General features: G+C 59.5%; 19 protein-coding genes. 9 read left to right on the plus strand and 10 right to left on the minus strand.

Annotation, left to right across the window (positions count from 1 at the left end; translation table 11 throughout):
- Positions 1-84 precede the first annotated feature (84 nt).
- The 3 genes from WC392_13640 to WC392_13650 are packed head-to-tail and all read right to left on the minus strand — an operon-like array spanning position 85 to position 1,471.
- Positions 85-495: a DUF3106 domain-containing protein gene (locus WC392_13640; protein ID MFA5243408.1), complete on the minus strand. Its 411-nt coding sequence runs from the start codon at positions 493-495 to the stop codon at positions 85-87.
- A gap of 26 nt (positions 496-521) precedes the next feature.
- On the minus strand, positions 522-908 hold the full coding sequence (locus WC392_13645) for a DUF3619 family protein (GenBank protein MFA5243409.1): 387 nt from the start codon (positions 906-908) through the stop codon (positions 522-524).
- The gene (locus WC392_13650) at positions 905-1,471 is read right to left on the minus strand and encodes an RNA polymerase sigma factor (GenBank protein MFA5243410.1); all 567 of its coding nucleotides are present in this window, start codon (positions 1,469-1,471) and stop codon (positions 905-907) included. Before WC392_13650 ends, WC392_13645 begins: the two co-directional genes overlap by 4 nt.
- Positions 1,472-1,640: 169 nt before the next feature.
- Between WC392_13650 and WC392_13655 the strand changes: the two genes are divergently transcribed.
- From WC392_13655 to WC392_13685, 7 genes are all read left to right on the plus strand, one after another.
- Positions 1,641-3,344 carry an acetolactate synthase 3 catalytic subunit gene (locus tag WC392_13655; GenBank protein MFA5243411.1) on the plus strand — a complete coding sequence of 568 codons (1,704 nt, stop codon included), beginning with the start codon at positions 1,641-1,643 and terminating at the stop codon, positions 3,342-3,344.
- 2 nt (positions 3,345-3,346) lie between these two features.
- Positions 3,347-3,838, plus strand: a complete 492-nt coding sequence (ilvN, locus tag WC392_13660; GenBank protein MFA5243412.1) for an acetolactate synthase small subunit — start codon at positions 3,347-3,349, stop codon at positions 3,836-3,838.
- A gap of 95 nt (positions 3,839-3,933) precedes the next feature.
- The gene (gene ilvC / locus WC392_13665) at positions 3,934-4,950 is read left to right on the plus strand and encodes a ketol-acid reductoisomerase (GenBank protein MFA5243413.1); all 1,017 of its coding nucleotides are present in this window, start codon (positions 3,934-3,936) and stop codon (positions 4,948-4,950) included.
- 108 nt (positions 4,951-5,058) lie between these two features.
- The gene (locus WC392_13670) at positions 5,059-5,703 is read left to right on the plus strand and encodes a phosphatidylserine decarboxylase (protein ID MFA5243414.1); all 645 of its coding nucleotides are present in this window, start codon (positions 5,059-5,061) and stop codon (positions 5,701-5,703) included.
- 7 nt (positions 5,704-5,710) lie between these two features.
- Positions 5,711-6,487 carry a CDP-diacylglycerol--serine O-phosphatidyltransferase gene (gene pssA / locus WC392_13675; GenBank protein MFA5243415.1) on the plus strand — a complete coding sequence of 259 codons (777 nt, stop codon included), beginning with the start codon at positions 5,711-5,713 and terminating at the stop codon, positions 6,485-6,487.
- Between the two features lie 11 nt (positions 6,488-6,498).
- A complete protein-coding gene (locus WC392_13680; GenBank protein MFA5243416.1) occupies positions 6,499-7,890 on the plus strand; it encodes a DEAD/DEAH box helicase in 1,392 nt (463 codons plus the stop codon).
- Between the two features lie 236 nt (positions 7,891-8,126).
- Positions 8,127-8,687, plus strand: coding sequence for a cold shock domain-containing protein (locus tag WC392_13685; protein MFA5243417.1), 561 nt, complete (start codon positions 8,127-8,129; stop codon positions 8,685-8,687).
- A gap of 689 nt (positions 8,688-9,376) precedes the next feature.
- Here the strand turns inward: WC392_13685 and WC392_13690 are convergent.
- From WC392_13690 to WC392_13705, 4 genes are all read right to left on the minus strand, one after another.
- Positions 9,377-9,955, minus strand: coding sequence for a DUF924 family protein (locus tag WC392_13690; GenBank protein MFA5243418.1), 579 nt, complete (start codon positions 9,953-9,955; stop codon positions 9,377-9,379).
- A 2-nt stretch (positions 9,956-9,957) separates the two neighbouring features.
- Positions 9,958-13,368 carry a UvrD-helicase domain-containing protein gene (locus tag WC392_13695; protein MFA5243419.1) on the minus strand — a complete coding sequence of 1,137 codons (3,411 nt, stop codon included), beginning with the start codon at positions 13,366-13,368 and terminating at the stop codon, positions 9,958-9,960.
- Positions 13,369-13,502: 134 nt separating this feature from the next.
- A complete protein-coding gene (locus tag WC392_13700; protein ID MFA5243420.1) occupies positions 13,503-16,247 on the minus strand; it encodes a PD-(D/E)XK nuclease family protein in 2,745 nt (914 codons plus the stop codon).
- Positions 16,244-16,573, minus strand: a complete 330-nt coding sequence (locus tag WC392_13705) for a DUF3147 family protein (protein ID MFA5243421.1) — start codon at positions 16,571-16,573, stop codon at positions 16,244-16,246. The genes WC392_13700 and WC392_13705 overlap by 4 nt, the downstream gene beginning before the upstream one ends.
- Positions 16,574-16,703: 130 nt before the next feature.
- On the opposite strand from WC392_13705, the gene trxA reads away from it, so the two are divergent.
- Complete coding sequence (gene trxA / locus WC392_13710; GenBank protein MFA5243422.1) at positions 16,704-17,030, plus strand: thioredoxin TrxA; 327 nt, start codon at positions 16,704-16,706, stop codon at positions 17,028-17,030.
- A 119-nt stretch (positions 17,031-17,149) separates the two neighbouring features.
- Complete coding sequence (gene rho, locus WC392_13715) at positions 17,150-18,409, plus strand: transcription termination factor Rho (protein MFA5243423.1); 1,260 nt, start codon at positions 17,150-17,152, stop codon at positions 18,407-18,409.
- A gap of 155 nt (positions 18,410-18,564) precedes the next feature.
- Here the strand turns inward: rho and WC392_13720 are convergent, their stop codons facing one another.
- The 3 genes from WC392_13720 to hemN form a co-directional block, all read right to left on the minus strand.
- Positions 18,565-20,088, minus strand: a complete 1,524-nt coding sequence (locus WC392_13720) for a hypothetical protein (GenBank protein ID MFA5243424.1) — start codon at positions 20,086-20,088, stop codon at positions 18,565-18,567.
- Between the two features lie 137 nt (positions 20,089-20,225).
- Positions 20,226-20,681, minus strand: a complete 456-nt coding sequence (gene fliW / locus WC392_13725) for a flagellar assembly protein FliW (GenBank protein MFA5243425.1) — start codon at positions 20,679-20,681, stop codon at positions 20,226-20,228.
- A 12-nt stretch (positions 20,682-20,693) separates the two neighbouring features.
- A complete protein-coding gene (gene hemN / locus WC392_13730; GenBank protein MFA5243426.1) occupies positions 20,694-22,067 on the minus strand; it encodes an oxygen-independent coproporphyrinogen III oxidase in 1,374 nt (457 codons plus the stop codon).
- Between the last annotated feature and the right edge of the window lie 117 nt (positions 22,068-22,184).

Here is a 22,184-nt window from a genome sequence, read left to right on the forward strand (position 1 = left end):
CAGCAACAAACTTCATACAACATGCTGGCCAGACGCCTGAGAATCCCGGGGTAAGTCACATTTCCGGACCTGTTTTCCACAGAACTACCGGGCGGGAACAACAGAAGGCGCAACGGGCAAGGGCACAACATTCGCAGAGCCCGCCGGATTCCCTGGCTGGAGCCCTGCTGCAGGCTTCTGTTCGGCCTTTTGCTGCCATTTTTGCTTCAATGCCTGGCGCTTTTCCGGTGGCAACTGTTTGAATTTCTGGTAGCGCTGCCGCGCCTGCTCGCGTTCCTCTGCGGTCAGCCTGTCCCAGTCCTTGAGCTGAGCCTGAACTCGCTGTTGCTCAAGCGGCGTCATTTTACGGTAATGCTTGGCCACGCCCAGCAGCTTGAAGCGCTTGCGTGCTGACATATCATCCCAGTTCCCGGCCACCGGGGAGAGGATCTGCTTCTGTTCCGGGTTCAGTTCCGACCAGCGCGGCGGTTTGGCAGAATCAACTGCGAAACTCATGCCAGGCAGCAGAAAGAGCCAGAGCGCTAGCGCCGCGAGGATTGATCTAGCCATGAATCAAAATCAGAATCAAGATAAGCATGAACTGGCAAATCTCCAGCCAGCAAGGTGGCGTCCTCATCATCCGGCTCAACGTCATTGATTTCCTGCCAGTTGAATGCGATCAGCAGACCCAGTAGCAAAACGGCGAACGGAATCCAGAATCGCAACGAAGAGTGTCCATGCCCGTGGTGTCCGGAATGCATTTCGCCATGACCTGCCATCGCCACACCAAGAACCTGCCGGGAAGTGGCATGCGCGGCCAAAGCCTGCTTGCGGGCAGAGTGCAAGTTTTCCAGCACAGAGCGATCCAGCTGATTGGCGCCGTGATTCAAATACTGGGTAATTTTTTTTGCTATGTTCCGCTCGTTCATAGCCTCACTCCTTTATTCTTCAACGTGGCAGCCAGGGAATGCACTGCCCGAGAACAATGGGTTTTCACACTCCCTTCGGAGCACCCCATTGCCGCCGCCGTTTCGGCGACATCCATATCCTCCCAGTAACGCAGCACGAATGCTTCCCGTTGACGCGCCGGCAACTTTCCTACTGCATCTTCAATCACAGCGAGCGTTTGCGCCCGATCCAGCTGATTTGCCGGATTCTCGAAGTAATTGGAGTCGCTTTCAACTTCCAGAGTTTCCAGCGGATCCTGCTCATCGCCTTCCTTGTTGAAAGAAAACGATGACAACAGGGTGGTCCACAGCGCGCGCACCTTGTGGCGACGGAAGTAATCGCGAATGGCATTTTGCAAAATACGCTGAAACAACATCGGCAGCTCATCAACCGGGCGCGTGCCATACTTTTCCGCCAGCCGCATCATGGCATCCTGGACAATGTCCAGCGCGGCATGATCGTCATGCACGGCGTATGCCGCCTGCTTGAACGCGCGCCGTTCAACCTGGATCAGGAAATCCGAAAGTTCGCGTTCAGTGGCCAGTTTCTGAATCCCATAAATGCAATAAAACAATGCTGTACTCCGCATAATAGCAAAAAACCGCCATTTTCAGGGCATCCCATGGCGCCGATGCAATGCCGCACTTGACCAAACACTCCGCAACCATTACTGTTCGGGGTCTTTTTGTTAGTTTGTCAGACAAGGCATTTCCATGGAGTTAACGGGCGCAGAAATCACTGTACGCTGCTTGGCGGAAGAGGGGGTCGAATATGTATTCGGTTACCCCGGCGGCGCAGTGCTCAACATCTACGATGCAATTTACAAGCAGGACAAGTTCAAGCATGTGCTCGTGCGCCACGAACAGGCCGCGGTCCACGCGGCCGATGGCTACGCACGCGCCACAGGCCGTACCGGCGTGGCACTGGTTACATCCGGGCCAGGCGCAACCAATGCGGTCACCGGCATTGCCACGGCGTACATGGACTCGGTACCAATGGTGGTGATCAGCGGCCAGGTTCCGACTCCCGCCATCGGCATGGACGCCTTCCAGGAAGTGGATACCGTCGGGATTACACGCCCCTGCGTCAAACACAACTTCCTGGTCAAGGATATCCGGGAGCTCGCCAGCACTATCAAGAAAGCATTTTATATCGCCTCGACAGGGCGCCCCGGCCCGGTTCTGGTGGACATCCCCAAGGATGTGACCCAGTTCAGGACCGAGTTCGAATATCCCAAGAGTGTCAGCCTGCGCTCCTACAACCCGGTGACCAAAGGGCATAGCGGCCAGATCAAACGTGCCGTGCAGATGTTGCTGAGTGCCAAGCGCCCGATGATCTATGCGGGCGGAGGGGTGATCCTTTCCGATGCCGCCAAGCAACTGACCGAACTGGCACGACTGCTGGGCTTTCCTTGCACCAACACCCTGATGGGCCTGGGCGGCTTTCCTGCCAGCGACCCGCTTTCGGTCGGCATGCTCGGCATGCACGGCACCTACGAAGCCAATATGGCAGTACAGCACAGTGATGTGCTGGTGGCCATCGGCGCGCGCTTCGACGACCGGGTGATCGGCAATCCCGAGCACTTCTACCAGGAAGAACGCCAGATCATTCACATCGATATCGATCCTTCCTCCATCTCCAAGCGCGTCAAGGTAGATGTACCCATCGTTGGCAACGTACCCGACGTGCTGACGGAAATGATCAAGCTGATCAAGGCCAGCAAGGAAAAACCGGATCAGGCCGCACTCAAGACCTGGCTGACGCAAATCGAATTGTGGCGCTCGCGCGACTGCCTCAAGTATGACCGCAGCAGCGACATCATCAAGCCCCAGTACGTGCTGGAAAAACTGCATGAAGTGACAGGAGGCGATGCCTTCGTGACTTCCGACGTGGGTCAGCACCAGATGTGGGCAGCGCAATTCTACAAGTTCGACAAGCCGCGCCGCTGGATCAACTCCGGTGGCCTGGGCACCATGGGTTTCGGCCTGCCGGCTGCCATGGGCGTACAGTTGGCCCACCCTGCTGCGATGGTGGCTTGTGTCACGGGCGAAGGCAGCATCCAGATGAACATCCAGGAACTGGCCACCTGCAAGCAGTTCAACATTCCCATCAAGATCATCCTGCTCAACAATCGTTATCTGGGCATGGTGCGGCAGTGGCAGGAGTTTTTCTACGGCGAACGCTATGCCGAATCCTACATGGACACCCTGCCGGATTTCGTCAAGCTGGCCGAGGCCTATGGACACGCCGGTCGGCGCATCGACAACCCGGCCGATGTGGAAGGTGCGCTCAAATGGGCGTTCTCCCCAGAAATGAAGGACACGCTGGTGTTCCTCGACTTCCGTACCGATCAGACCGAGAACGTATATCCCATGATTCCCGGCGGCAAGGGCCTGTCTGAAATGATTCTGGTGTAAACATGCGACACATCATCTCCCTGTTAATGGAAAACGAAGCTGGTGCCCTGTCCCGCGTAGCGGGCCTGTTCTCGGCACGCGGCTACAATATCGAGTCGCTGACCGTGGCGCCGACTGAAGACGCCACCCTTTCACGCATGACCATCGTCACGCGCGGCTCCGATGAAGTCATCGAGCAGATCACCAAGCAGCTCAACAAGCTGATCGATATCGTCAGGGTAGTGGACCTGTCCGAAGGTGGACATATCGAGCGTGAACTGATGCTGGTCAAGGTCCGTGCCGAAGGCGAGTGGCGCGAGGAAATGAAGCGCATGTCGGACATCTTCCGCGGCCGCATCATCGATGTCACCGACAAGACCTACACCATCGAAATGACCGGTGCCGGTCACAAGCTGGATGCTTTCCTGAGTGCGCTGGACAAGAGCGCCATTCTCGAAACCGTGCGCACCGGCGCTTCCGGCATCGGTCGCGGCGACAGAATTTTGAAATCGTGAGGGGTGAGGGGTGAGGAGTGAGGGGGAAACCCTGCTCCTTGCTCCTTTCTCCTCACTCCTCACTCCTCACTATGCAATGAAATGAAAGGAAAACCATGAAAGTTTATTACGATAAAGACGCTGACCTCTCCCTGATCAAGGGCAAGAAAGTCACCATCGTCGGCTACGGCTCGCAGGGCCACGCCCACGCCAACAACCTGAAGGATTCCGGCTGCAAGGTCACGATCGGCCTGCGCAAGGGCGGCGCTTCCTGGGACAAGGCCGAAAAAGCCGGCCACAAGGTGGAAGAAGTGGGCAAGGCCGTCAAGGGCGCCGATGTCGTCATGCTCCTGGTACCGGACGAGCAGCAGCCCAGTGCGTACTATGGCGAAATCGAACCCAACATCAAGAAAGGCGCCACCCTGGCCTTCGCCCATGGATTCAACATCCACTACAACCAGATCCTGCCACGCGCGGACCTGGACGTGATCATGGTCGCCCCCAAGGGCCCCGGCCATACCGTGCGCTCCGAATACCTCAAGGGCGGCGGCGTGCCCTCCCTGATCGCGGTGTACCAGGACAAGTCCGGCAAGGCCAAGGACATCGCCCTGTCCTATGCTGCTGCCAACGGCGGCACCAAAGGCGGCGTGATCGAAACCAACTTCCGTGAAGAAACCGAGACCGACCTGTTCGGCGAACAAGCCGTGCTGTGCGGCGGTGCAGTGGAACTGGTCAAGGCCGGCTTCGAAACCCTGACCGAAGCCGGTTACGCGCCGGAAATGGCCTACTTCGAATGCCTGCACGAACTCAAGCTGATCGTGGACCTGATGTACGAAGGCGGCATTGCCAACATGAACTACTCCATCTCCAACAACGCGGAATACGGTGAATACGTCACCGGCCAGCGCGTCATCGCCGACCAGGCCCGTGCCGCCATGAAGGAAGCGCTGACCAACATCCAGAACGGCGAATACGCCAAGCGCTTCATTCTGGAAGGCAAGACCAACTACCCGGAAATGACCGCCCGCCGCCGCCTGAACGCAGAGCACCCGATCGAAATCGTGGGCGCACAACTGCGTTCCATGATGCCGTGGATCGCCAAGAACAAGCTGGTTGACCAGTCTAAAAACTAAGACCGTGAGAGGTGAGGCGGGAGGGGTGAGGCGAAGAAACCGCCCACGCCTCACCCCTCACCCCTTACGCCTCACCCAAAAATGTGCATCGGCGTAGCCCCTCCCAAATTGAATAACTACCCTCACCCCATTATTGCCCGTGAAGGCTGGCCCTTCCTGGCTGCGGCTATTATTGCCTCCCTTTTCGTGACGATCCTGTATGGCTGGCTGCCTGCCGCGCCGCTGTGGATCATCACCCTGTTTGTACTGCAATTTTTTCGTGACCCGGCGCGCACCGTGCCGCAGGCACCCAATGCCGTACTCTCGCCCGCGGACGGCCGCATCGTTGCCGTGGAACGCGCTTACGACCACTACCTGCAACGTGACGCCCTGAAAATCAGCGTATTCATGAATGTATTCAATGTTCACTCCAACCGTAGCCCGGTGGATGGCACGGTTAGGGAAGTGTGGTATCACCCCGGCAAATTTTTCAATGCCGACCTCGCCAAGGCTTCGCTGGAAAACGAGCGCAACGCGGTGTGGCTGCAAACCAGGAACGGCGCGGATGTCACCTCGGTCCAGGTGGCCGGCCTGATTGCACGGCGCATCCTGTGTTACGTGGTACCGACTGACGAACTGGCCCGTGGACAGCGCTATGGTTTCATTCGCTTTGGCTCCAGGGTGGACGTTTACCTGCCGCTGACCGCACAGCCGAAAGTCAGTCTGGGCGACAAGGTTCGCGCCACGGAAACCATCCTGGCGGAACTTGTCTAAAATCCTTATGCAACAGCCGGATAAATCCAAAGCCCTGCTCGATCCCGACAAGCGCCGGCGCGGCATTTACCTGCTGCCCAACCTGCTCACCACGGCCGCGCTGTTTGCCGGCTTCTATTCCATCGTCCAGGCCATGAACGGGCGCTACGAAGCCGCCGCCATGGCCATCTTCATTGCCATGGTGCTGGATGGCCTGGATGGCCGGGTGGCACGCATGACCCGGACCCAGAGCGCTTTCGGCGCCGAATACGACTCCCTCTCCGACATGGTGTCCTTCGGCGTCGCCCCTGCCCTTGTCGTCTATGTCTGGGCGCTGAAAGGCATGGGCAAGCTGGGCTGGATTGCGGCCTTTGTGTACTGCGCATGCGCCGCTCTGAGATTGGCGCGCTTCAACACCCAGCTCGAAGTGGCCGACAAGCGCTATTTCCAGGGACTGCCCAGCCCGGCCGCGGCTGCACTGATCGCCGGCCTGATCTGGGTGATGCACGATTACGGCGTCGATGGGGCTGACATCCGCTGGCTGGCCTGGGGATTGACCCTGTTCGCCGGCCTCACCATGGTCAGCAATGTCCGCTATTACAGCGGCAAGGACATCAACCTGCGCCGCAGCGTGCCGTTCGCGGTGGTGCTGCTGATCGTACTCGGCTTCATCCTGATTTCGCTCGATCCGGCACACGTTCTGTTTGGCGCATTCGTGCTCTATGGATTATCCGGCTATGCAGTCTGGATCTGGCAGCGCGTGCGCACCGGCAAGAAAAACCCTGTTTCCACACCTGAAAACTGACCACTCCCATCATGTCATTTGAAAGCCTCGGGCTACGCCCGGAAATCCAGCGCGCCGTGGCCGAACAGGGCTACACCGAGCCCACCCCGATCCAGGCGCAAGCCATCCCCGTGGTGCTGCAGGGCCGCGACATCATGGCGGGCGCGCAAACCGGGACCGGCAAGACGGCTGCCTTCACCCTGCCGCTGCTGCACCGTCTGGCCACCCATGCCAGCACCAGCACCTCGCCCGCGAAGCACCCCGTTCGCGCCCTGATCCTCACCCCCACCCGAGAACTGGCGGCCCAGGTAGAGGAAAGCGTGCAAACCTACGGCAAGCATCTTCCCCTCAAGGCTACCGTCATCTACGGCGGCGTCAACATGAATCCCCAGACCGAGGCGTTGCGCACCGGCGTGGACATCGTGGTCGCCACGCCAGGCCGCCTGCTGGATCATGTGCAGCAAAAGAGCATCAACCTCTCCAAGGTCGAATTCCTGGTGCTGGACGAAGCCGACCGCATGCTGGACATGGGTTTCCTGCCCGACCTCAAGCGCATCATGGATTTGCTGCCCAAACAGCGTCAGAGCCTGCTGTTCTCCGCCACTTTCGCCGAAGAAATCAAACGCCTGGCCGATTCCTTTTTACACAACCCGGCGCTGATCGAAGTCGCCAGTCGCAACACCGCCGCCGAAACCGTCACCCAGCTTGCCTATCGGGTGGACCAGGCACGCAAACGCGAACTGCTCGCCCACCTGATCAAGGCTCAGGACCTGCGCCAAGTGCTGGTATTCACCCGCACCAAGAGCGGTGCTGACCGCCTCGCCCACCAGCTCGACCGCGACGGCATCCGCGCGGATGCGATTCATGGCGACAAGACCCAGCCGCAGCGCACCAAGGCCCTGTCCGACTTCAAGGAAGGCGAGGTGCGGGTGCTGGTCGCCACCGACGTGGCCGCGCGCGGCATCGACATCGACCAGCTGCCCCATGTATTCAACTTCGAGATGCCCAATTCGCCGGAAGACTACGTGCACCGCATCGGCCGCACCGGTCGCGCCGGCAGCCAAGGCGATGCGATTTCCCTGGTATGCGAGGAAGAAATGCGGATGCTGGCCGAGATCGAACGCCTGATCAAGCGCGAAATCCCCAAGGAGGTTGTGCCGGGCTTTGAACCGGGAAGCGCACCCAAATCCGAGGAATCCCCCAGGGGGCGCGGGCGTGAACGTGAACGCGCTCCCCAGCGCCGGCCCGAACTGCCACCAGCCGCTGAACGCCATGCCCAGCGCGCACCGAGCGAGGGCTTGCCGAAACCGGCAGCCAACAACCACCACCAGAAGCAGCCGATGGGACATGCCGCTTCACATGGCAAGCGCCCCAACCGGCCTGTCGCGGCGCTATTGGGCGGGTTGAAGAAGAAAGATAGTTAAATCAGATCGGTATTTCTTTGCAAAGTTTTGCAAAGAAATGCTTTAGTGAAGATTCATTACTCATACTATTTCATGCGTTGGACTCGTGATTTCAAAGTGCATAAGCACGTCCGCAGAGCAGCCTTTCTTTAATATTCAATTTATTGTGGTTTCGCATTGAGCACTATGCCAATGGCGTGCATACTCTTGGCCTATCAGTCTTTTTAAAACCGTTTAATCACTGTTAGCCCTTTCATATGCACATTGAAGGCACTCTCACCAAATGGAATGATGATCGTGGCTTTGGATTCATCACACCCTCTCAGGGCGGCCCTGAGGTATTTGTCCATATTTCTGCTTTTCCAAAAGGCTATCAACGCCCCAAACTCGGAGAACAGCTCACTTTTGAGATAGAAGTAGCTGAAGATGGAAAGAAGAAAGCAAAAAACATCTTGTACCCCAGTCGTCCAGTCGTGCGCCCTATTCGCCAGAGTGATCTACGCAATCGCCGCGAAAAAAAGAGCTTGGTTGGACAAATCATTCCACTTATCGTTGTTGGCGCATTGGTAGCCTATGGTTACAACAGATTTAACCACCACACTCCTCCAGAAACGGATGTTGCAGCCCAAACCTACGAAGCTGTTACTCTCCAATCTAACAAGCAAGAAACTTCGATATCCTTTCAGTGCGATGGTCGAACTCATTGCTCACAAATGACTTCTTGCGCCGAGGCAACCTTCTTTTTAAGAAACTGCCCCAACGTTCAAATGGACGGCAACAATGATGGCGTCCCATGCGAACAACAGTGGTGTGGATAGCTCGGGCAGGGTGCTAAAACCAACAGGAATGGCGTTTCATATAGTGAAATATGACTATTTGGTACGCTTTGCGGACGATTGATTGCCGGGGGCAGCCCGGCGGCTGATTACCTTTCTTGCTTTGCCAAGAAAGGTAATCCAAAGAAGGCAACCCCCATCCACCGCCCCTTCGGGGTCCCCTGCGCTGCTCGTCAAGCCGGGCGGCTGCGCAACTCGCGCTACGCGCTCAGACAGTGCTCGCCGACTGCCCCCGGCTTGGCTGTGCTGCTCGGCGGTGGACCGAGGGGAGAAAGAACAACACCATCCCATCCCTGGCCCTTCCCTTGAAGGGAAGGGTGCTCCCTCACTCAATACGCGCCATCGCGATGGCATGTTTTTCGGAACGCCGAGCGTTGAATTGCCACCCAACTTCCCCTCTGCGCCGCTTCGGGTTGGCAGGCGGATTGGGGGATGTCGGCTGCGCCCTGTTTGAGCTCCGCGACAGCCCGCGTCTTGTGCGGGCTGTTAGGGCGAGTTGCGCAGACGCCCAATTTGCCTGACAAGCCGAAGGAACCCGAAGGGCGGCGCAGCGGGGTGCCTTTTTCTTTGGTGCCTTTCTTTTGGGCAAGCAAAAGAAAGATACCCGCTGCCGGGCGGCCCCGGCACCCAATCAACCATGCGCAAAGCGCATTCAAACTAGCCGCCCAAACCTACCCCAGAAAAGCCTCCTTAGGCCCCAGATAATCCAGCTCCTCCCGGCTGCTCTCCCGTGCCAATATCGCATTGCGATGCGGAAACCGCCCAAACCTTCGTATCAGCTCGCGGTGGTGCCAGGCAAAGCGCAAATTCCCTTCCAGCCCAGCCTGTTCGAACATCATCACAGACAAATCCTGATCGGCAAGATGCTCGCTGTGCATCAGCGGCATGTACAGGAAACTCAAGCGCCCGGGAGCAATCTCCCTGTCGTAGCCTTTGGCAATGGCCAATTTGCAGGCTTCGACCGCCTGCTGCTCGGTTGAGAAACTTCTGGCTTCGCCGCGAAACATGTTGAGCGGCAGCTGATCGAGCACGATCACCAGCGCCAGGCAGCCTTCCGGGCTGTGCTTCCAGTCATCCAGCCGCCCTTCCGCAACCGCACACCATAGCGGCTCATACTTGGCGCAGATTTCCGCATCGAGTTGCGGCGTGGAAGAAAACCAGCGCGAGGCCATGGGTTCCGAATACCAGAATTGGAGAACATCGTCGGGGCTGATTGCCGGGATATCGGGATCGTCTTGCATTGCCGCCATGATCAAACCTCCACCAGCACCGGGCCGGGGAAAATCAGCGCGCAGTGGATTTTTTTGCCTGAAAACACGCTTTCCATGGCGCTACGGTATTCGCGCATCTGCCCCAGATAGGGAGCAGCCAGGGCTTCTGGGTCGCCGCCGGAAGCCCCGGTCTTGTAGTCCAGCACCCACACGCTGTCGTCAAATTCAACCAGGCGGTCGAGGCGCCGCAGCTCTCCGCCCGCGCCCTGATAGGCAAGTTCGTTGTAGGCCGCCAGATACTGGGATGAGTCGTAAAAGCGCCGCAAGTCAGGCGCCTGCAGCACGTCCAGCGCGCCCTGCCAGAGCGGGGCGAATGCTTCCGGCTCCAGCGCAAGCTTCGCCCGCAGGCTTTCCGCCTGCTCTGCCAGCGGCTGATCCGGGCGTACCCACTCCAGCAGGGCGTGCACCCGGATACCAAATAGGCGCGCCGCATCCAGCCTGGTGAACTCGCGACGGCCGGTTGGTGGCACGGGCAAAGCCGTGATCTGGGCTTGTTCCTGCTCCGTCGGCATCGCCTTGGTAGCAAGTGGTTGCGGCAGCATCGCTGGCAGTTCGCTCTCAAGCCCGGCCTCCGCCAGGCTGTTTTGAAGCAGCTGGTGCCACGTCTCTGCCGCCCTGCCGGCGCAGCCGCTGACAATGAACATCTGCCGCGCCCGCGTCATGGCGACGTAGAGCAGGTTGAGATTCTCGCGCCGGGCATGTTCCTGCTCCTCGTTCACCAGCTGGTCGTGCGCCCTTGCCTGTTCACCCTTGTGGCTCAACAGCGAAAAATACTGCGGCGCCGGCGCTTGCGGCGGCCAGTCGAGCAGCACGCGGTAGCCGCCATCGCTGCGCGGCGCGGTATTGGCGTCCAGCAGCCACACGATGGGCGCTTCGAGCCCCTTGGCGCCATGCACGGTGAGGATCCGCACTGCATTGCCGCCATCGCCGATCAGCCCTTCATCCGGCGATTCCTGCTCGGGCGCGCGGCGGAGGGCAGCCACTTCATTGATGAAGCGCGCCAGGCTGGGGTAACGTCCGCTGTCCATGTTCAGCGCCAGTTCGATGAACGCCCGCAGATTGGCCTGCACCGCCTCCGCCATGGCCTGCGGCACGGCACTGCGGTAGCGCGCCTGCACCTCGCCCTGGAAATAAATCCGGTCCAGCAGGTCATGCACCGGCAGGCGGTCGGCCATTTCCTGCCAGGACTGGAGCAGGGCGCGCGCCTGCCGCAGGGCGGGGCTCAGCGCCGCGTCTTCCAGTTGGCGCAGGCGCTGCCACCAGCTTAACCCCTCCCGGCCTCCTAACCCCCCTCGATCCCCCCTTATCAGGGGGGAAGGAAGACACTCCTCCCCTGTCTCGCCAGAGCGAGCAGTTGTACTGCCGCTCTCGGCGGGGACACTCCTTGCGGGTGACAAGGGGAGGTTGGTTGGGGTTGCCAGCCGCATCAGATCCTCATCCGAGCAGCCAAAGATGGGCGAGCGCAGCACCTGTGCCAGTTTCAGATCGGAAAAAGGCGTGACCAGAAACTCCAGCAGGGCGACCAGGTCGCTGCATTCCAGCGTGTCCAGCAGGCCGCCCTGTCGCGAGCTGAGATAGGGAATTCGCTCCGCGCGCAGCTTGCGCTCGTAGCTGGCGAGCCAGGTGCGGCCCCGCACCAGGAGCATGAAATCGCGGTATTCGGCGGGACGCGGGCCAGTTTTCTCGTCCATGACCCGACAGGTGCCGACCATGGCGCCGATTTTCTCCGCTACCTGCTCGGCTTCCTGCTCGTGGCGCGCATCCTCGTCTTCCACGCGCGCCTGCTGCAAGGGGTTGCGCAGCGCCAGCCCGTCTTCACTGGCGGAGGCCGCGCTGCCTTTTTCCGCCAGCGGCAGAACTGCAATGGCCCCGGGCAGATCGTCATGATGCCAGCCATGCTCGCGGAAGCCGCTGAAATCGGGCTGACCGGCGAACACCCGGTTGACGGCTTTAATCACTGCTGGCGCGCTGCGGCGCGAAGTGTCCTGCTCCAGCCGGGCAGCGGCAAAATCGCGCGCCAGATCCTCTGCCGCAATCTGGAACAGGCGCGGCTCGGCGCGGCGGAAGCGGTAGATCGACTGCTTCGGGTCGCCCACCAGGAAAACCGTGGGCCGGTTCCCGGCCGCGCCGTAGGCCGACAGCCAGGATTGCATGACCTGCCACTGCAGCGGGTTGGTGTCCTGAAACTCGTCCAGCAGGATATGCCGGTAGCGGCTATCCAGCTTGTACTGCATGTATTCCGCGTGCTCGCTGCGGCTCAGGAGCTGGAACACGCGCCATTCCACATCGGCGAAGTCCAGCATCTGGCGCTCTTCCTTGAGCCGCTGGTAGGCCGCCAGCAATGCCGCGCCGCTGCGCAAGCCATCACGGTTGAAGCGGTAGGCCGCCTGCGCGGAGAGGCGGTCGCGCGCCTCGAACAGCAAGGTGCAAATCCTCTGATGCAAGTCGAGCAGACGTGCCTCGCCATCAGCCCCCAGGCGCTTGGCCTGGGTGGGAGAGGGGTTGCGCACACGCGGCTGCGCCTCTTGGGTAAAGCACACGTTCCATATTTGTTCAAAGCGTTGTAACTGCTTATCCAACGCCAGGGCATCCACTAATTTCGCCGCCAGCTTCTGGTCGGTCGCGGTATTTCTCCCCAGGAGTTGCGCATATTCGAGCTGCCATTCCAGCAGAACGCTGTCCTGCTGCAATTCAGCCAGCACGTCCTGCTCCGGGTCGACGTCCAGCTCGGACTGCACCCGCTCCACCGCATAAGCCACCGGGTCTGCCTGACCGGCCGTATAGGCCCACCACTCGGCGCGCTTGGCCACGAAACCCAGCAGCAGGGCACGGGTATTGCTCAAGCCATGTTCGCGGAACAAGGCCTGCAGGGCGGCAGCGCCGGGGTCCCCGTCTGCCTGTTCGGCCAGATCCTCGGCAAAATTCTGCCAGGCCTCTTCCTGCAGGGCGGCGGTCTGGTCGAGCAGGCTGAAATTGCCGACCGAGCCATCGCCCAAAGGCGCGCGCTGCAAGAGCTGCAGAAACCAGCCGTGGAAGGTGTTGATGGTGAGCGCGGGTTCGGCGGTCAGCACCCGCTCCAGCAGGTTGCGCGCCTCGGGCAGGATGGCATCGATTTCGTGCTCGGCCAGCGCACGCTGGCGCAGGAATTCGCGCACCTCGTCTTCCGGATGCAAGGCCAGTGCATTAAGCCATTCCAGCAGGCGCGCCTGCATTTCCTGCGCGGCCTTGCGCGTGAAGGTAATGGCCAGGATCTCGCCCGGTTTGGCTCCCGCCAGCAGCAGACGCAGGATGCGCGACACCAGCAGCCAGGTCTTGCCGCTGCCGGCACAGGCCTCGATCACCACCGAGCGCTTGGGGTCGAGCGCCGTTCTGAAATCAAAGGGTTGATTCATCAAAAAATCTTTGTTTGAAACCACGGAGGGCACGAAGAACACGGAGAAAGGCAATTTACCGCTTTTATTGCCTCACCCAAGGGGTGAATGAAATTCATCGTTTTTGTCCTCCGTGATCTCCGTGAACTCCGTGGTTAATCGAGTTTTTCAGTTTCATTCCAGTAATCCTTGCGGCACAACCCGCGCATTTCGCAGTACTGGCAGACCGCGCTCACGCCCTGGGCAGGCAGCGGCGCGCCCTCATGCAGCGACTGGAACAGGCCTTGCAAGCGTTCAAGGCTGGCCTCGGCCAACTCTGCCAGCGGCTCGGGCGGTTCGAGCTGGCGCACCACTTCCCCGTCCACCGCGACAAATGCCGCCTGCTGCGGCAGGGCTTCAAGCAGCAGGGCGTAGCAGGCGAGCTGCACGTCTTCGCCAGCGGTCTTGAGTTTTTTCTTCAGGCTGTCGAAATTCTGGGTCTTGTAGTCCAGCACCGCCTGCTCAGAGCCTCTGCGGTCCACCCGGTCCAGCCTGCCGCGCAAGGTGAGCTGCTGCTCCCCCGCCAGCGTGATCGGCCGCGCGCACGCGACCTCGCCCGCCTGCCAGCGCCAGCCCTCGCGCTCGCGCTGCGACTGCCAGGCAAGATAGACGGGAACGGCAGCCTGCCAGCGCAGCAGCCAGGCATGGCTAACAAAATCCGCCTCGATCGCCTGGCTGAAAACTTCCCTGCTGATTTCATGCAGGGCCTGCTCAAGCCCCTCCGGCGGACACTCCGCCACAACCGGATAACGGCCATGGAAGCGGTGCAGGATTTCATGCACGTATTCGCCGTAATCGCGCTTCTCCAGCGCCTGGGTCACCTCGTCCAGTTCATTCAGGTGCAAGGCGTGGCGTGCGAAGTACTGGTAAGGACAGGCCATCAGGCTGTTGTAGCCGCTCGCGGAAATGGTCCCGGGAACGAGAGCGGACGGCAGGGATGGCACGGGGCGGCCTGTCATGGCGAGCGCAGCGAAGCCATCCTGTTTTTCTGCCGGATGAACTTGTGGAGAGATTGCTTCGTCACCTTCGGCTCCTCGCAATGACGCGCGGTAAGCCAGCAGATGGAAGGTTTCCAGGCGCTCGAACCATGGACTGAGCGGGTTGGGTTCACCGTTCCTGCGCGCCTGCCACGTCACGCGCACTTCCGGCACACAGGCCAGCAGGCTGATCAGGTCCTGCCGCTCGGATTCCAGCGCCAGGCGGCGGTCCGGCAGGCCGAGCTGGGTGCGCACCGACTGGTTGAAGAACACGCTTTCCCGCCCCTGCCCCGGCAAATGCACCGCATCGGCGCCGGCAATGATCGCCGCGTCAAAGTTCCGCAGGCGGCAGGCGGCGAGGTGGGTGAAGACCACCGGGCTGGTGATGCTTTCGTCGCGGAACACCGCCTCTTCCAGCTGCTGGTTGAGCCACTGCCGCCACTCGGCATAGCGGAACAGGGTCGCATCGGGGGACAGCTCGCGCCGCAAGCCCTCCAGTAGCCGCAGCACCTGCTCGCCCGCCTGGTCGCGCTGCAGGCCCGGCAAAATCTCCAGCCGCTCCAGGCTCTCCTGCAAGGATTGCAGCCATGACGCGAGCGGGCGCTGTTTTTTCTTGTCCAGTTTTTGTTGCGCTTCGTACAGGATCTGCAGCAATTCCAGTACGTCCTCATCCTCGCCCGCAAGCGCACGGTAGTGGTGAAGATGCGACACCACGCTGTGCTTCCTGATCAGCTGTTCCAGGCGGTACACCGTATTGCGGCGGCGGGCGCCATCCCAGGCGGAAAAAATGAACGGGGACTTGAGCAGATCGAGCAGATCCTGGAAATGAAACTGGCTATCCAGATTATCCAGCCAGCGCATCATCACGGTACTGGCGCTGGTCGTGGACAAGGTCCACCCGGTTTCATCCTGCACCAGCACCTCTGCCCGTTCCAGCAAGGCGCGCGCGCGCCGGGCCACCAGGCGGTCCTGCACCACCACCGCGATGGCTGTTTTGCCCTGCGCCAGCCATTGGCCGATGCGGAACGCCAGCGCTTCGGCCTCATGCTCCAGACCATGCGCGCCGAACAAGGAAATACGCTGCCCCAGCGCACTTGCGGGCGCATGGCTGCGGCAGGCTTCTGCGCGCTCATGCAGCGGCGCGGCCTGCTCCGGGTCGGCCCATGCCGCTTCCAGCAGGGCGGGCAACCCCGCCGGATCTCCCTGCCCGCCATCGCTGTTAAAGCAGTGCACGGCATGGGCTTGCGCGTAACGCTCCAGGAACGCCTGTTCCACCGGCATCAGCGCCTGGAGCCCGATCAGGTATAGCGGGCCCGCCGCTTCGCTGGCAAGGTGCGACAACTGCAACTGGTAATGCGCCGCATCATCCAGCTCGCCGCTGCCAGACAGGGCGAACCACAGTTCATGCACCAGCCGCGCCTCGAACTGCATCGGGCTGCCGCGCCGCGCCTGATAAGCCTCTTCCATCTGCGTGAGGAAATCCTCGGCGGAAGCCGGAAGCCGCACCTGCCACAGGGTGATTTCATCAAACAGGCGCAGCAGTTCGGCGCTGACATGCCACAAATCCCCCTGGCGGAACCATTCCCTGGCGCGCAGAGCCTGATAGATCACTGCCTGGCGGCGGCTGAGCGGGATTATTGCAACGTCCTGATCCGCCTGCCCGGCCAGGTCCCTGAGTGTCGTGAAGCGTGGCAGCAGCAGGGTAGGCACGCCTGCAGCCGCGCACAGTGCACGGCCAAAATTTCCGGCGGCGTGCAGGTTGGGCAGCAACACGGTCACACCGCTCAGATTGGGCAGACGGGATCGCTCCTGGGCGATGATTTCACGCGCCGCAGCCGCAAGCAACTGATCCGGCGCCAGCGCGTAATTGCTTAAACCGCTCATTTCAGCATGAACCGCATACCCAGCATGGCACAGGCGGTCAGCACCACGCCTATGGCAAAATTGAGCCAGAAGGGCCAATGGCTGCGCGGCTCGAACACAAATGGCAAGAAAAACAACAACGAAGGCGGGACCAGAAAGAAAATATCGCGCGCGAAAGCGTTCACCCTCGCAATGTCCCTGGTATCCCAGTAAAGCCACGCCATGGCCAGCATTGAAGTAATCGGCAAAGCAATAACCACCGCCCCCCAAAAGGGGGAACGCTTGGCCATTTCCACTGCCGCGAGCAAAACCGCCACGCTGACTAAAACTTTAACCACCAGCATCAATACTTCCCTAAGTCGATATTTTTGGTTAGCATAGCGTCTACATCTGTCTTTGACCACCTACAACAGACTCCACCCCGAATACGCTTCAAACCATACATTCCCACTATTTCAGAACGTTACGAGGCAAGCCATGAGCGAACATATTCATTACATCAGCGACGATTCTTTCGAGCAGGAAGTGCTCCAGTCACAAATCCCCGTGCTGGTTGACTACTGGGCTGACTGGTGCGGCCCGTGCAAGATGATCGCTCCGATCCTCGATGAAGTGGCGCAAGAATACGCGGGAAAAATCAAGATCACCAAGCTCAACATTGATGAAAATCAGGCCACACCACCCAAATTCGGCATTCGCGGCATCCCGACCCTGATGATTTTCAAGAATGGTAACGTGGAAGCCACCAAGGTGGGCGCCCTGTCGAAATCCCAGCTCACCGCCTTTATTGACAGCAACATTTAAAGCCGTTACGCTTCACCCCAATTACTCTCTTCGACTGGCAAGCGCTTAGCTTGCCAGCTCAAGTTTCACCAGCCCTACCCCCCCATTCCCGCCACACTTCTTACAAGCGCTTCCTCTCCATGCATCTATCCGATTTAAAGCAAAAACACGTTTCCGAACTGGTTGAAATGGCGATCGCCAATGAAATCGATGGCGCCAGCCGATTGCGCAAGCAGGATCTGATTTTCGCCCTGCTGAAAAATCAGGCCAAAAAAGGCGAGAGCATCTTTGGAGATGGCACGCTGGAAGTACTGCAGGACGGCTTCGGTTTTCTGCGTTCCCCTGATACCTCGTACCTGGCCGGCCCGGACGACATCTATGTCAGTCCCTCGCAGATTCGCCGTTTCAACCTGCACACCGGCGACACCATCCAGGGCGAGATCCGCACCCCCAAGGAAGGCGAGCGTTATTTCGCGCTGGTGAAAGTGGACAAGGTTAACGACGAGCCGCCGGAAAATTCCAAACACAAGATCCTGTTCGAAAACCTGACGCCGCTGTTCCCCACCCAGCCGATGATTCTCGAACGCGACATCAAGGCGGAAGAAAACATTACCGGCCGCGTCATCGACATGGTTGCACCCATCGGCAAGGGCCAGCGCGGCCTGCTGGTGGCTAGCCCGAAGAGCGGCAAAACCGTGATGCTGCAACACATCGCCCACGCCATTGCCACCAACCATCCGGACGTCATCATGATCGTGCTGCTGATCGACGAGCGCCCGGAAGAAGTAACGGAAATGACGCGCACCGTGCGCGGCGAAGTGGTCGCCTCCACCTTCGACGAACCCGCCACGCGCCACGTCCAGGTCGCCGAAATGGTGCTGGAAAAAGCCAAGCGCCTGGTGGAACACAAAAAGGACGTGGTGATCCTGCTCGACTCCATCACCCGCCTGGCACGCGCCTACAACACAGTCGTGCCCGCCTCCGGCAAGGTGCTCACCGGCGGCGTCGACGCCAACGCCCTGCAACGCCCCAAGCGCTTCTTCGGCGCCGCGCGCAACATCGAGGAAGGCGGCAGCCTGACCATCATCGCCACCGCCCTGGTGGACACCGGCTCGCGCATGGACGACGTGATCTACGAAGAATTCAAGGGCACCGGCAACATGGAAATCCATCTTGACCGCAAGATGGCCGAAAAGCGCCTCTACCCCGCGATCAACGTCAACCGCTCCGGCACCCGCCGCGAAGAACTGCTGATCAAGCAGGACATCCTGCAAAAGATCTGGGTGCTGCGCAAACTGCTCTACCCGATGGACGACCTGGAAGCGATGGAATTCCTGCTCGACAAGATCAAAGCCACCAAGTGCAACGCGGACTTCTTCGACTCCATGCGCAGGGGCTAGGCTTCCAGGCCGCGGCTGCTTCACGGTCGCACGTGCCGAGGCTCCGCGCTTCGCAGCCACACCTCTCAGCAATGAAATTCCTGCTCACTGGTAGAGCGGTTCATCCCCACGGGCGTGGGGAACACGCCATGCGCCCGCCTGAAGCGGGCTGAAATTTACGCTGTTTTTGCCTGGTCCCGGCTGTTGCCCAGCAGATCGAAGTGCGCCCGCACCCATTCTTCCCCGCTATCGACGACCTCGATAAGACGAATGCGGAAAATATTGTTGCGGTAGTGCATGTCCAGCAGCCGGCCATCGCGATAGTCGGGCGTCCGCAGGATCAGGCTGCTGTCGATATCGCGCTGGTAAAGCTTGGGTAGAAATATGGATTTGATCGCCTCTGCCCCGCTTTCATCCGTGGGCATCAGGGTGACCTGTTTGGGCGCATCGCTTAAACGTTCGACTCCCAGCGCCGGCAAGCCCGATTCGCCGTCCTTTTTCCAGCGCACGACACCGATTTCCCAGCAGCCATCGTGGCCGGATGGCTTGACCAGCACCAGCTTCCCTTCCTGCGCGCGTTCGGTATGGCGGGCCTCGACCAGGCCATACCCCCCCTCGCTTTCGTCCAGTACTGCCCAGTGCTCAAACGGGATTTTGCCGCAACGCTTATCGTCCGGCTGCAAACAACTGTAGATCGCTCCGACACCGCACGCCATTTCCATCATCTTGTCTTCTACTGGCGCGCGATGCAGGCGCCGCGCCGCCTCGGGACGAATCCAGTAACGCGCGACATAATCCAGCAGTTCAATGCAATCCGGCACGACACAGTCTTCGCCCAGTTCCACATTTTCGCTCCAGTCGCCTTCACTCAGGCTGGCACGTGCCTTGCGGATCTGCAGGTAGATATCTGCCATGCTCCAGCAGCGCAGGGCGGGGCTGTGCATGTCTTCCAGTAATTTACGGGCACCGGCGCCTGTGGAGAGATCCACGCAGTGCATGTGCGTATCCGGATCGCAGTCCCGATCCAGTTCTACCAGAGCTGCCCAGCGATCAAGCCAGCGATCCACCCTTTCCAGCTGGGGGGGGTTAAGCGTCATGGGTTTAATCATATCGAGCAGAAGGATATGCATGTATTCATTGCGGCAGGTGCTCAGATGCCTGCTATCAATGCTGACTTCGATACTGGCGAAATGGCTTTCCTCGCACATCTGGAAGTATTTGTGCAAGCGCTTCCACATGACGGGCTGCACCGGCTCCTGGTGAAAGTAGCCCCATTTGATGCCCTGTCCGTAGTATCGCAGGGCCCGTGCTGTAATGGTGGGGAGGTAACGGCTGAATTCGGCTTTGCCGCGTTGAGCCACGATTTCGCGAATAAACAGCTGATAAGCGTGCGCAAACTGGGCAAATAGCGTGGTCATGCTTTTCCACAAGGTATCCTCGGCCCGCTTCAGCCCGGCCTGGTTGTGGAAGTATGCCGCACCGAGCCGGTTCTGGAATGCCTGGCTGGTTTCATCGAGGTGCATCAGCACCTTCAGACGTTCCTTGGAAGGGGCTTCCTGGCTTTTCAGGAAGCCGGTCAAGCCTTCAATGATCAGTTTTTGTGCTTCGTATTCGTCCTCGTGGTGCAATTTTTGCAACCACACATCAGCCGCTTTCACGTTATCGAGAAAGCCAGCCTGCTTTTTGCTGAACAAAGTCAAAAAATTGAACACAGATCCAGCGCTATGAAGTGTCTAGTATTCCAGCATATTTCATGCTGATGACCGGCGCAAGCCTTGCCCCGGCAAAAACAAAGGCGCCGCAGCGCCTTTTTGGAGGGTTACCGATCCGGGTCGGCTCAAACGCGAACGGTATCTCTGAGCGTAATGTCGTAATGCGTTCCCACCAGTACCTTTTGCAGCCCCAGTTTCTTGTTCAGATTCAACACCAGGGGCCCATTGATATTGGCACTGATACCGCCCATGAAAAGTGCCTTTTCCTGCATGTTTCCGGCAGGCTTGTAAACCATCAGCACCACGGCCAGATCGGCAGGGCTTCCGGCCTGCAGCAGCACCACTTCCTCATCCGACAGGGTGAGTTCATAGTTAAAGCCGAACAGGGCGGGGTCAACGATTGAAAAAGCGACCGCAGGATCATCCAGTGATTGCAGGTAAAACACGACTGGCCCGGCCTTGTCCTCATGCAATAGCTGATAACGGTAACAACCATCAAACCCGGGCAGGCCTCGCGGGAAAGTCAGGATTGCATCTGGATTGATTTCCAGTTCACCAAAACGGGTGGTATCGATTTTCATCAGGGTTCCCTGTTACAAGGTTTTGGAATAGCGCGGTTTCAATTCCGTCGTCTGCTGGCGCAAGTAGGCATCAAAGGGCATGGCAATGTTGCGCAGGAAAATGCGCCCGGTTTCGGTTACCCGGATGATCCCAGGCTCCAGTGCAATCAGGCCATCCGCGGCAAGTTCCTTGAAATCGTTCAGGGCGTCGGCAAAGAAAACATCGAAATCGATATCCCATTGCCGGCCGAACCTGGCCTTGTCCAGCTCCAGGTCGCACATGATGCCGCTGATCGCCTCGCGGCGGATCATGTCGTCGCGGGAAATGCGCAGGCCGCGCTCCGTCGCCAGCCCGCCCGAGGCGATGCGGCGCTGGTATTCGGCCAGGTTCTTGGCGTTCTGCACATACACTTCCGCCGTCTGGCTGATGGCGGACACGCCGAAGGCATAGATGTCGCAATCCTTGTGCGTGGTATAGCCCTGGAAGTTGCGGTACAGGGTCTTGCTCTGCTGCGCCATCACGATCTCGTCGTCCGCCTTGGCAAAGTGATCCATGCCGATATACACATAACCCGCGTCAGCCAGCCGTTCCATCATCAGTTTCTGCAATGCCATCTTGGTGGGCAGATCGGGCAGATCGCTCTCGACGATCAGCTTCTGGTGCTTTTTCATCCACGGCACATGGGCGTAGTTGAATACCGCCAGGCGGTCCGGCCCGAGGGCCAGCATCTTGTCCAGGGTCAGGGAAAAGCTCTCCACGGTCTGATGCGGCAGCCCCACCATGAGGTCGATATTGATGCTGCTGAAGCCCGCCTCGCGCAGCCAGCCATAGACCTGCTGGATCAGTGCTTCCGGCTGCACGCGATTGACTGCTTTCTGCACCTTTTCATCGAGATCCTGCACGCCCATGCTGACGCGGTTGAAGCCGGACTCGGCCAGTGCGGCGATATGCTCCCGGCTCAGTTCGCGCGGATCCAGCTCACAGCTGATTTCAGCATCCGGGGCGATCTTGAAGCGCGTGGCAAGGTGCTGGAACAGGCGGCGGATATCGGCCGGCTTGAGGAAGGTGGGCGTCCCGCCGCCCCAGTGCACCTGGCGCGCCATACGCTCCGGCGAGGTCAGCGCGGCAACCCGGTCAATTTCCTGGAACAGGTAGCCAAGGTAAGTGTCGGCCTTGCTGTAATCGTGGGTCGCGACCATGTTGCAGCCGCAGTAATAGCACAGGGTGTCGCAAAACGGGATGTGCACGTAAAGCGACATGTCGCGCCCGCTGGACTGGGCCTGGTTCAATTCGTCCAGCCACTCCTTTTCTGCAAACTGTTCCGTGAAATAAGGCGCCGTGGGGTATGAGGTGTAGCGTGGACCGGCCTTGCTGTATTTTTCGAGAAGTGAAGTCGCGAGTTCCATGAATTAAGAGGCGCCAAATTAAAGTTCGGGAATTATACCCTCCCGTCAGGATTATGATAAAAAAATGACTTCCCTTGAGTTAAACTCCGTCTAATCAATAATAAATTCAAAATCCCC

The sequence above is a fragment of the Sulfuricella sp. genome (assembly GCA_041651995.1).
Classification (GTDB): Bacteria; Pseudomonadota; Gammaproteobacteria; order Burkholderiales; family Sulfuricellaceae; genus Sulfurimicrobium.

Excerpts from the sequence above, each read along its gene's own strand:
- WC392_13700 (MFA5243420.1), bottom strand. The coding sequence starts at position 16,247 with ATGAGCGGTTTAAGCAATTACGCGCTGGCGCCGGATCAGTTGCTTGCG.
- ilvN (MFA5243412.1), top strand. The coding sequence starts at position 3,347 with ATGCGACACATCATCTCCCTGTTAATGGAAAACGAAGCTGGTGCCCTG.
- WC392_13645 (MFA5243409.1), bottom strand. The coding sequence starts at position 908 with ATGAACGAGCGGAACATAGCAAAAAAAATTACCCAGTATTTGAATCAC.
- ilvC (MFA5243413.1), top strand. The coding sequence starts at position 3,934 with ATGAAAGTTTATTACGATAAAGACGCTGACCTCTCCCTGATCAAGGGC.
- hemN (MFA5243426.1), bottom strand. The coding sequence starts at position 22,067 with ATGGAACTCGCGACTTCACTTCTCGAAAAATACAGCAAGGCCGGTCCA.
- WC392_13695 (MFA5243419.1), bottom strand. The coding sequence starts at position 13,368 with ATGAATCAACCCTTTGATTTCAGAACGGCGCTCGACCCCAAGCGCTCG.
- WC392_13640 (MFA5243408.1), bottom strand. The coding sequence starts at position 495 with ATGAGTTTCGCAGTTGATTCTGCCAAACCGCCGCGCTGGTCGGAACTG.
- WC392_13685 (MFA5243417.1), top strand. The coding sequence starts at position 8,127 with ATGCACATTGAAGGCACTCTCACCAAATGGAATGATGATCGTGGCTTT.
- WC392_13655 (MFA5243411.1), top strand. The coding sequence starts at position 1,641 with ATGGAGTTAACGGGCGCAGAAATCACTGTACGCTGCTTGGCGGAAGAG.
- WC392_13680 (MFA5243416.1), top strand. The coding sequence starts at position 6,499 with ATGTCATTTGAAAGCCTCGGGCTACGCCCGGAAATCCAGCGCGCCGTG.
- pssA (MFA5243415.1), top strand. The coding sequence starts at position 5,711 with ATGCAACAGCCGGATAAATCCAAAGCCCTGCTCGATCCCGACAAGCGC.
- fliW (MFA5243425.1), bottom strand. The coding sequence starts at position 20,681 with ATGAAAATCGATACCACCCGTTTTGGTGAACTGGAAATCAATCCAGAT.
- WC392_13690 (MFA5243418.1), bottom strand. The coding sequence starts at position 9,955 with ATGGCGGCAATGCAAGACGATCCCGATATCCCGGCAATCAGCCCCGAC.
- trxA (MFA5243422.1), top strand. The coding sequence starts at position 16,704 with ATGAGCGAACATATTCATTACATCAGCGACGATTCTTTCGAGCAGGAA.
- rho (MFA5243423.1), top strand. The coding sequence starts at position 17,150 with ATGCATCTATCCGATTTAAAGCAAAAACACGTTTCCGAACTGGTTGAA.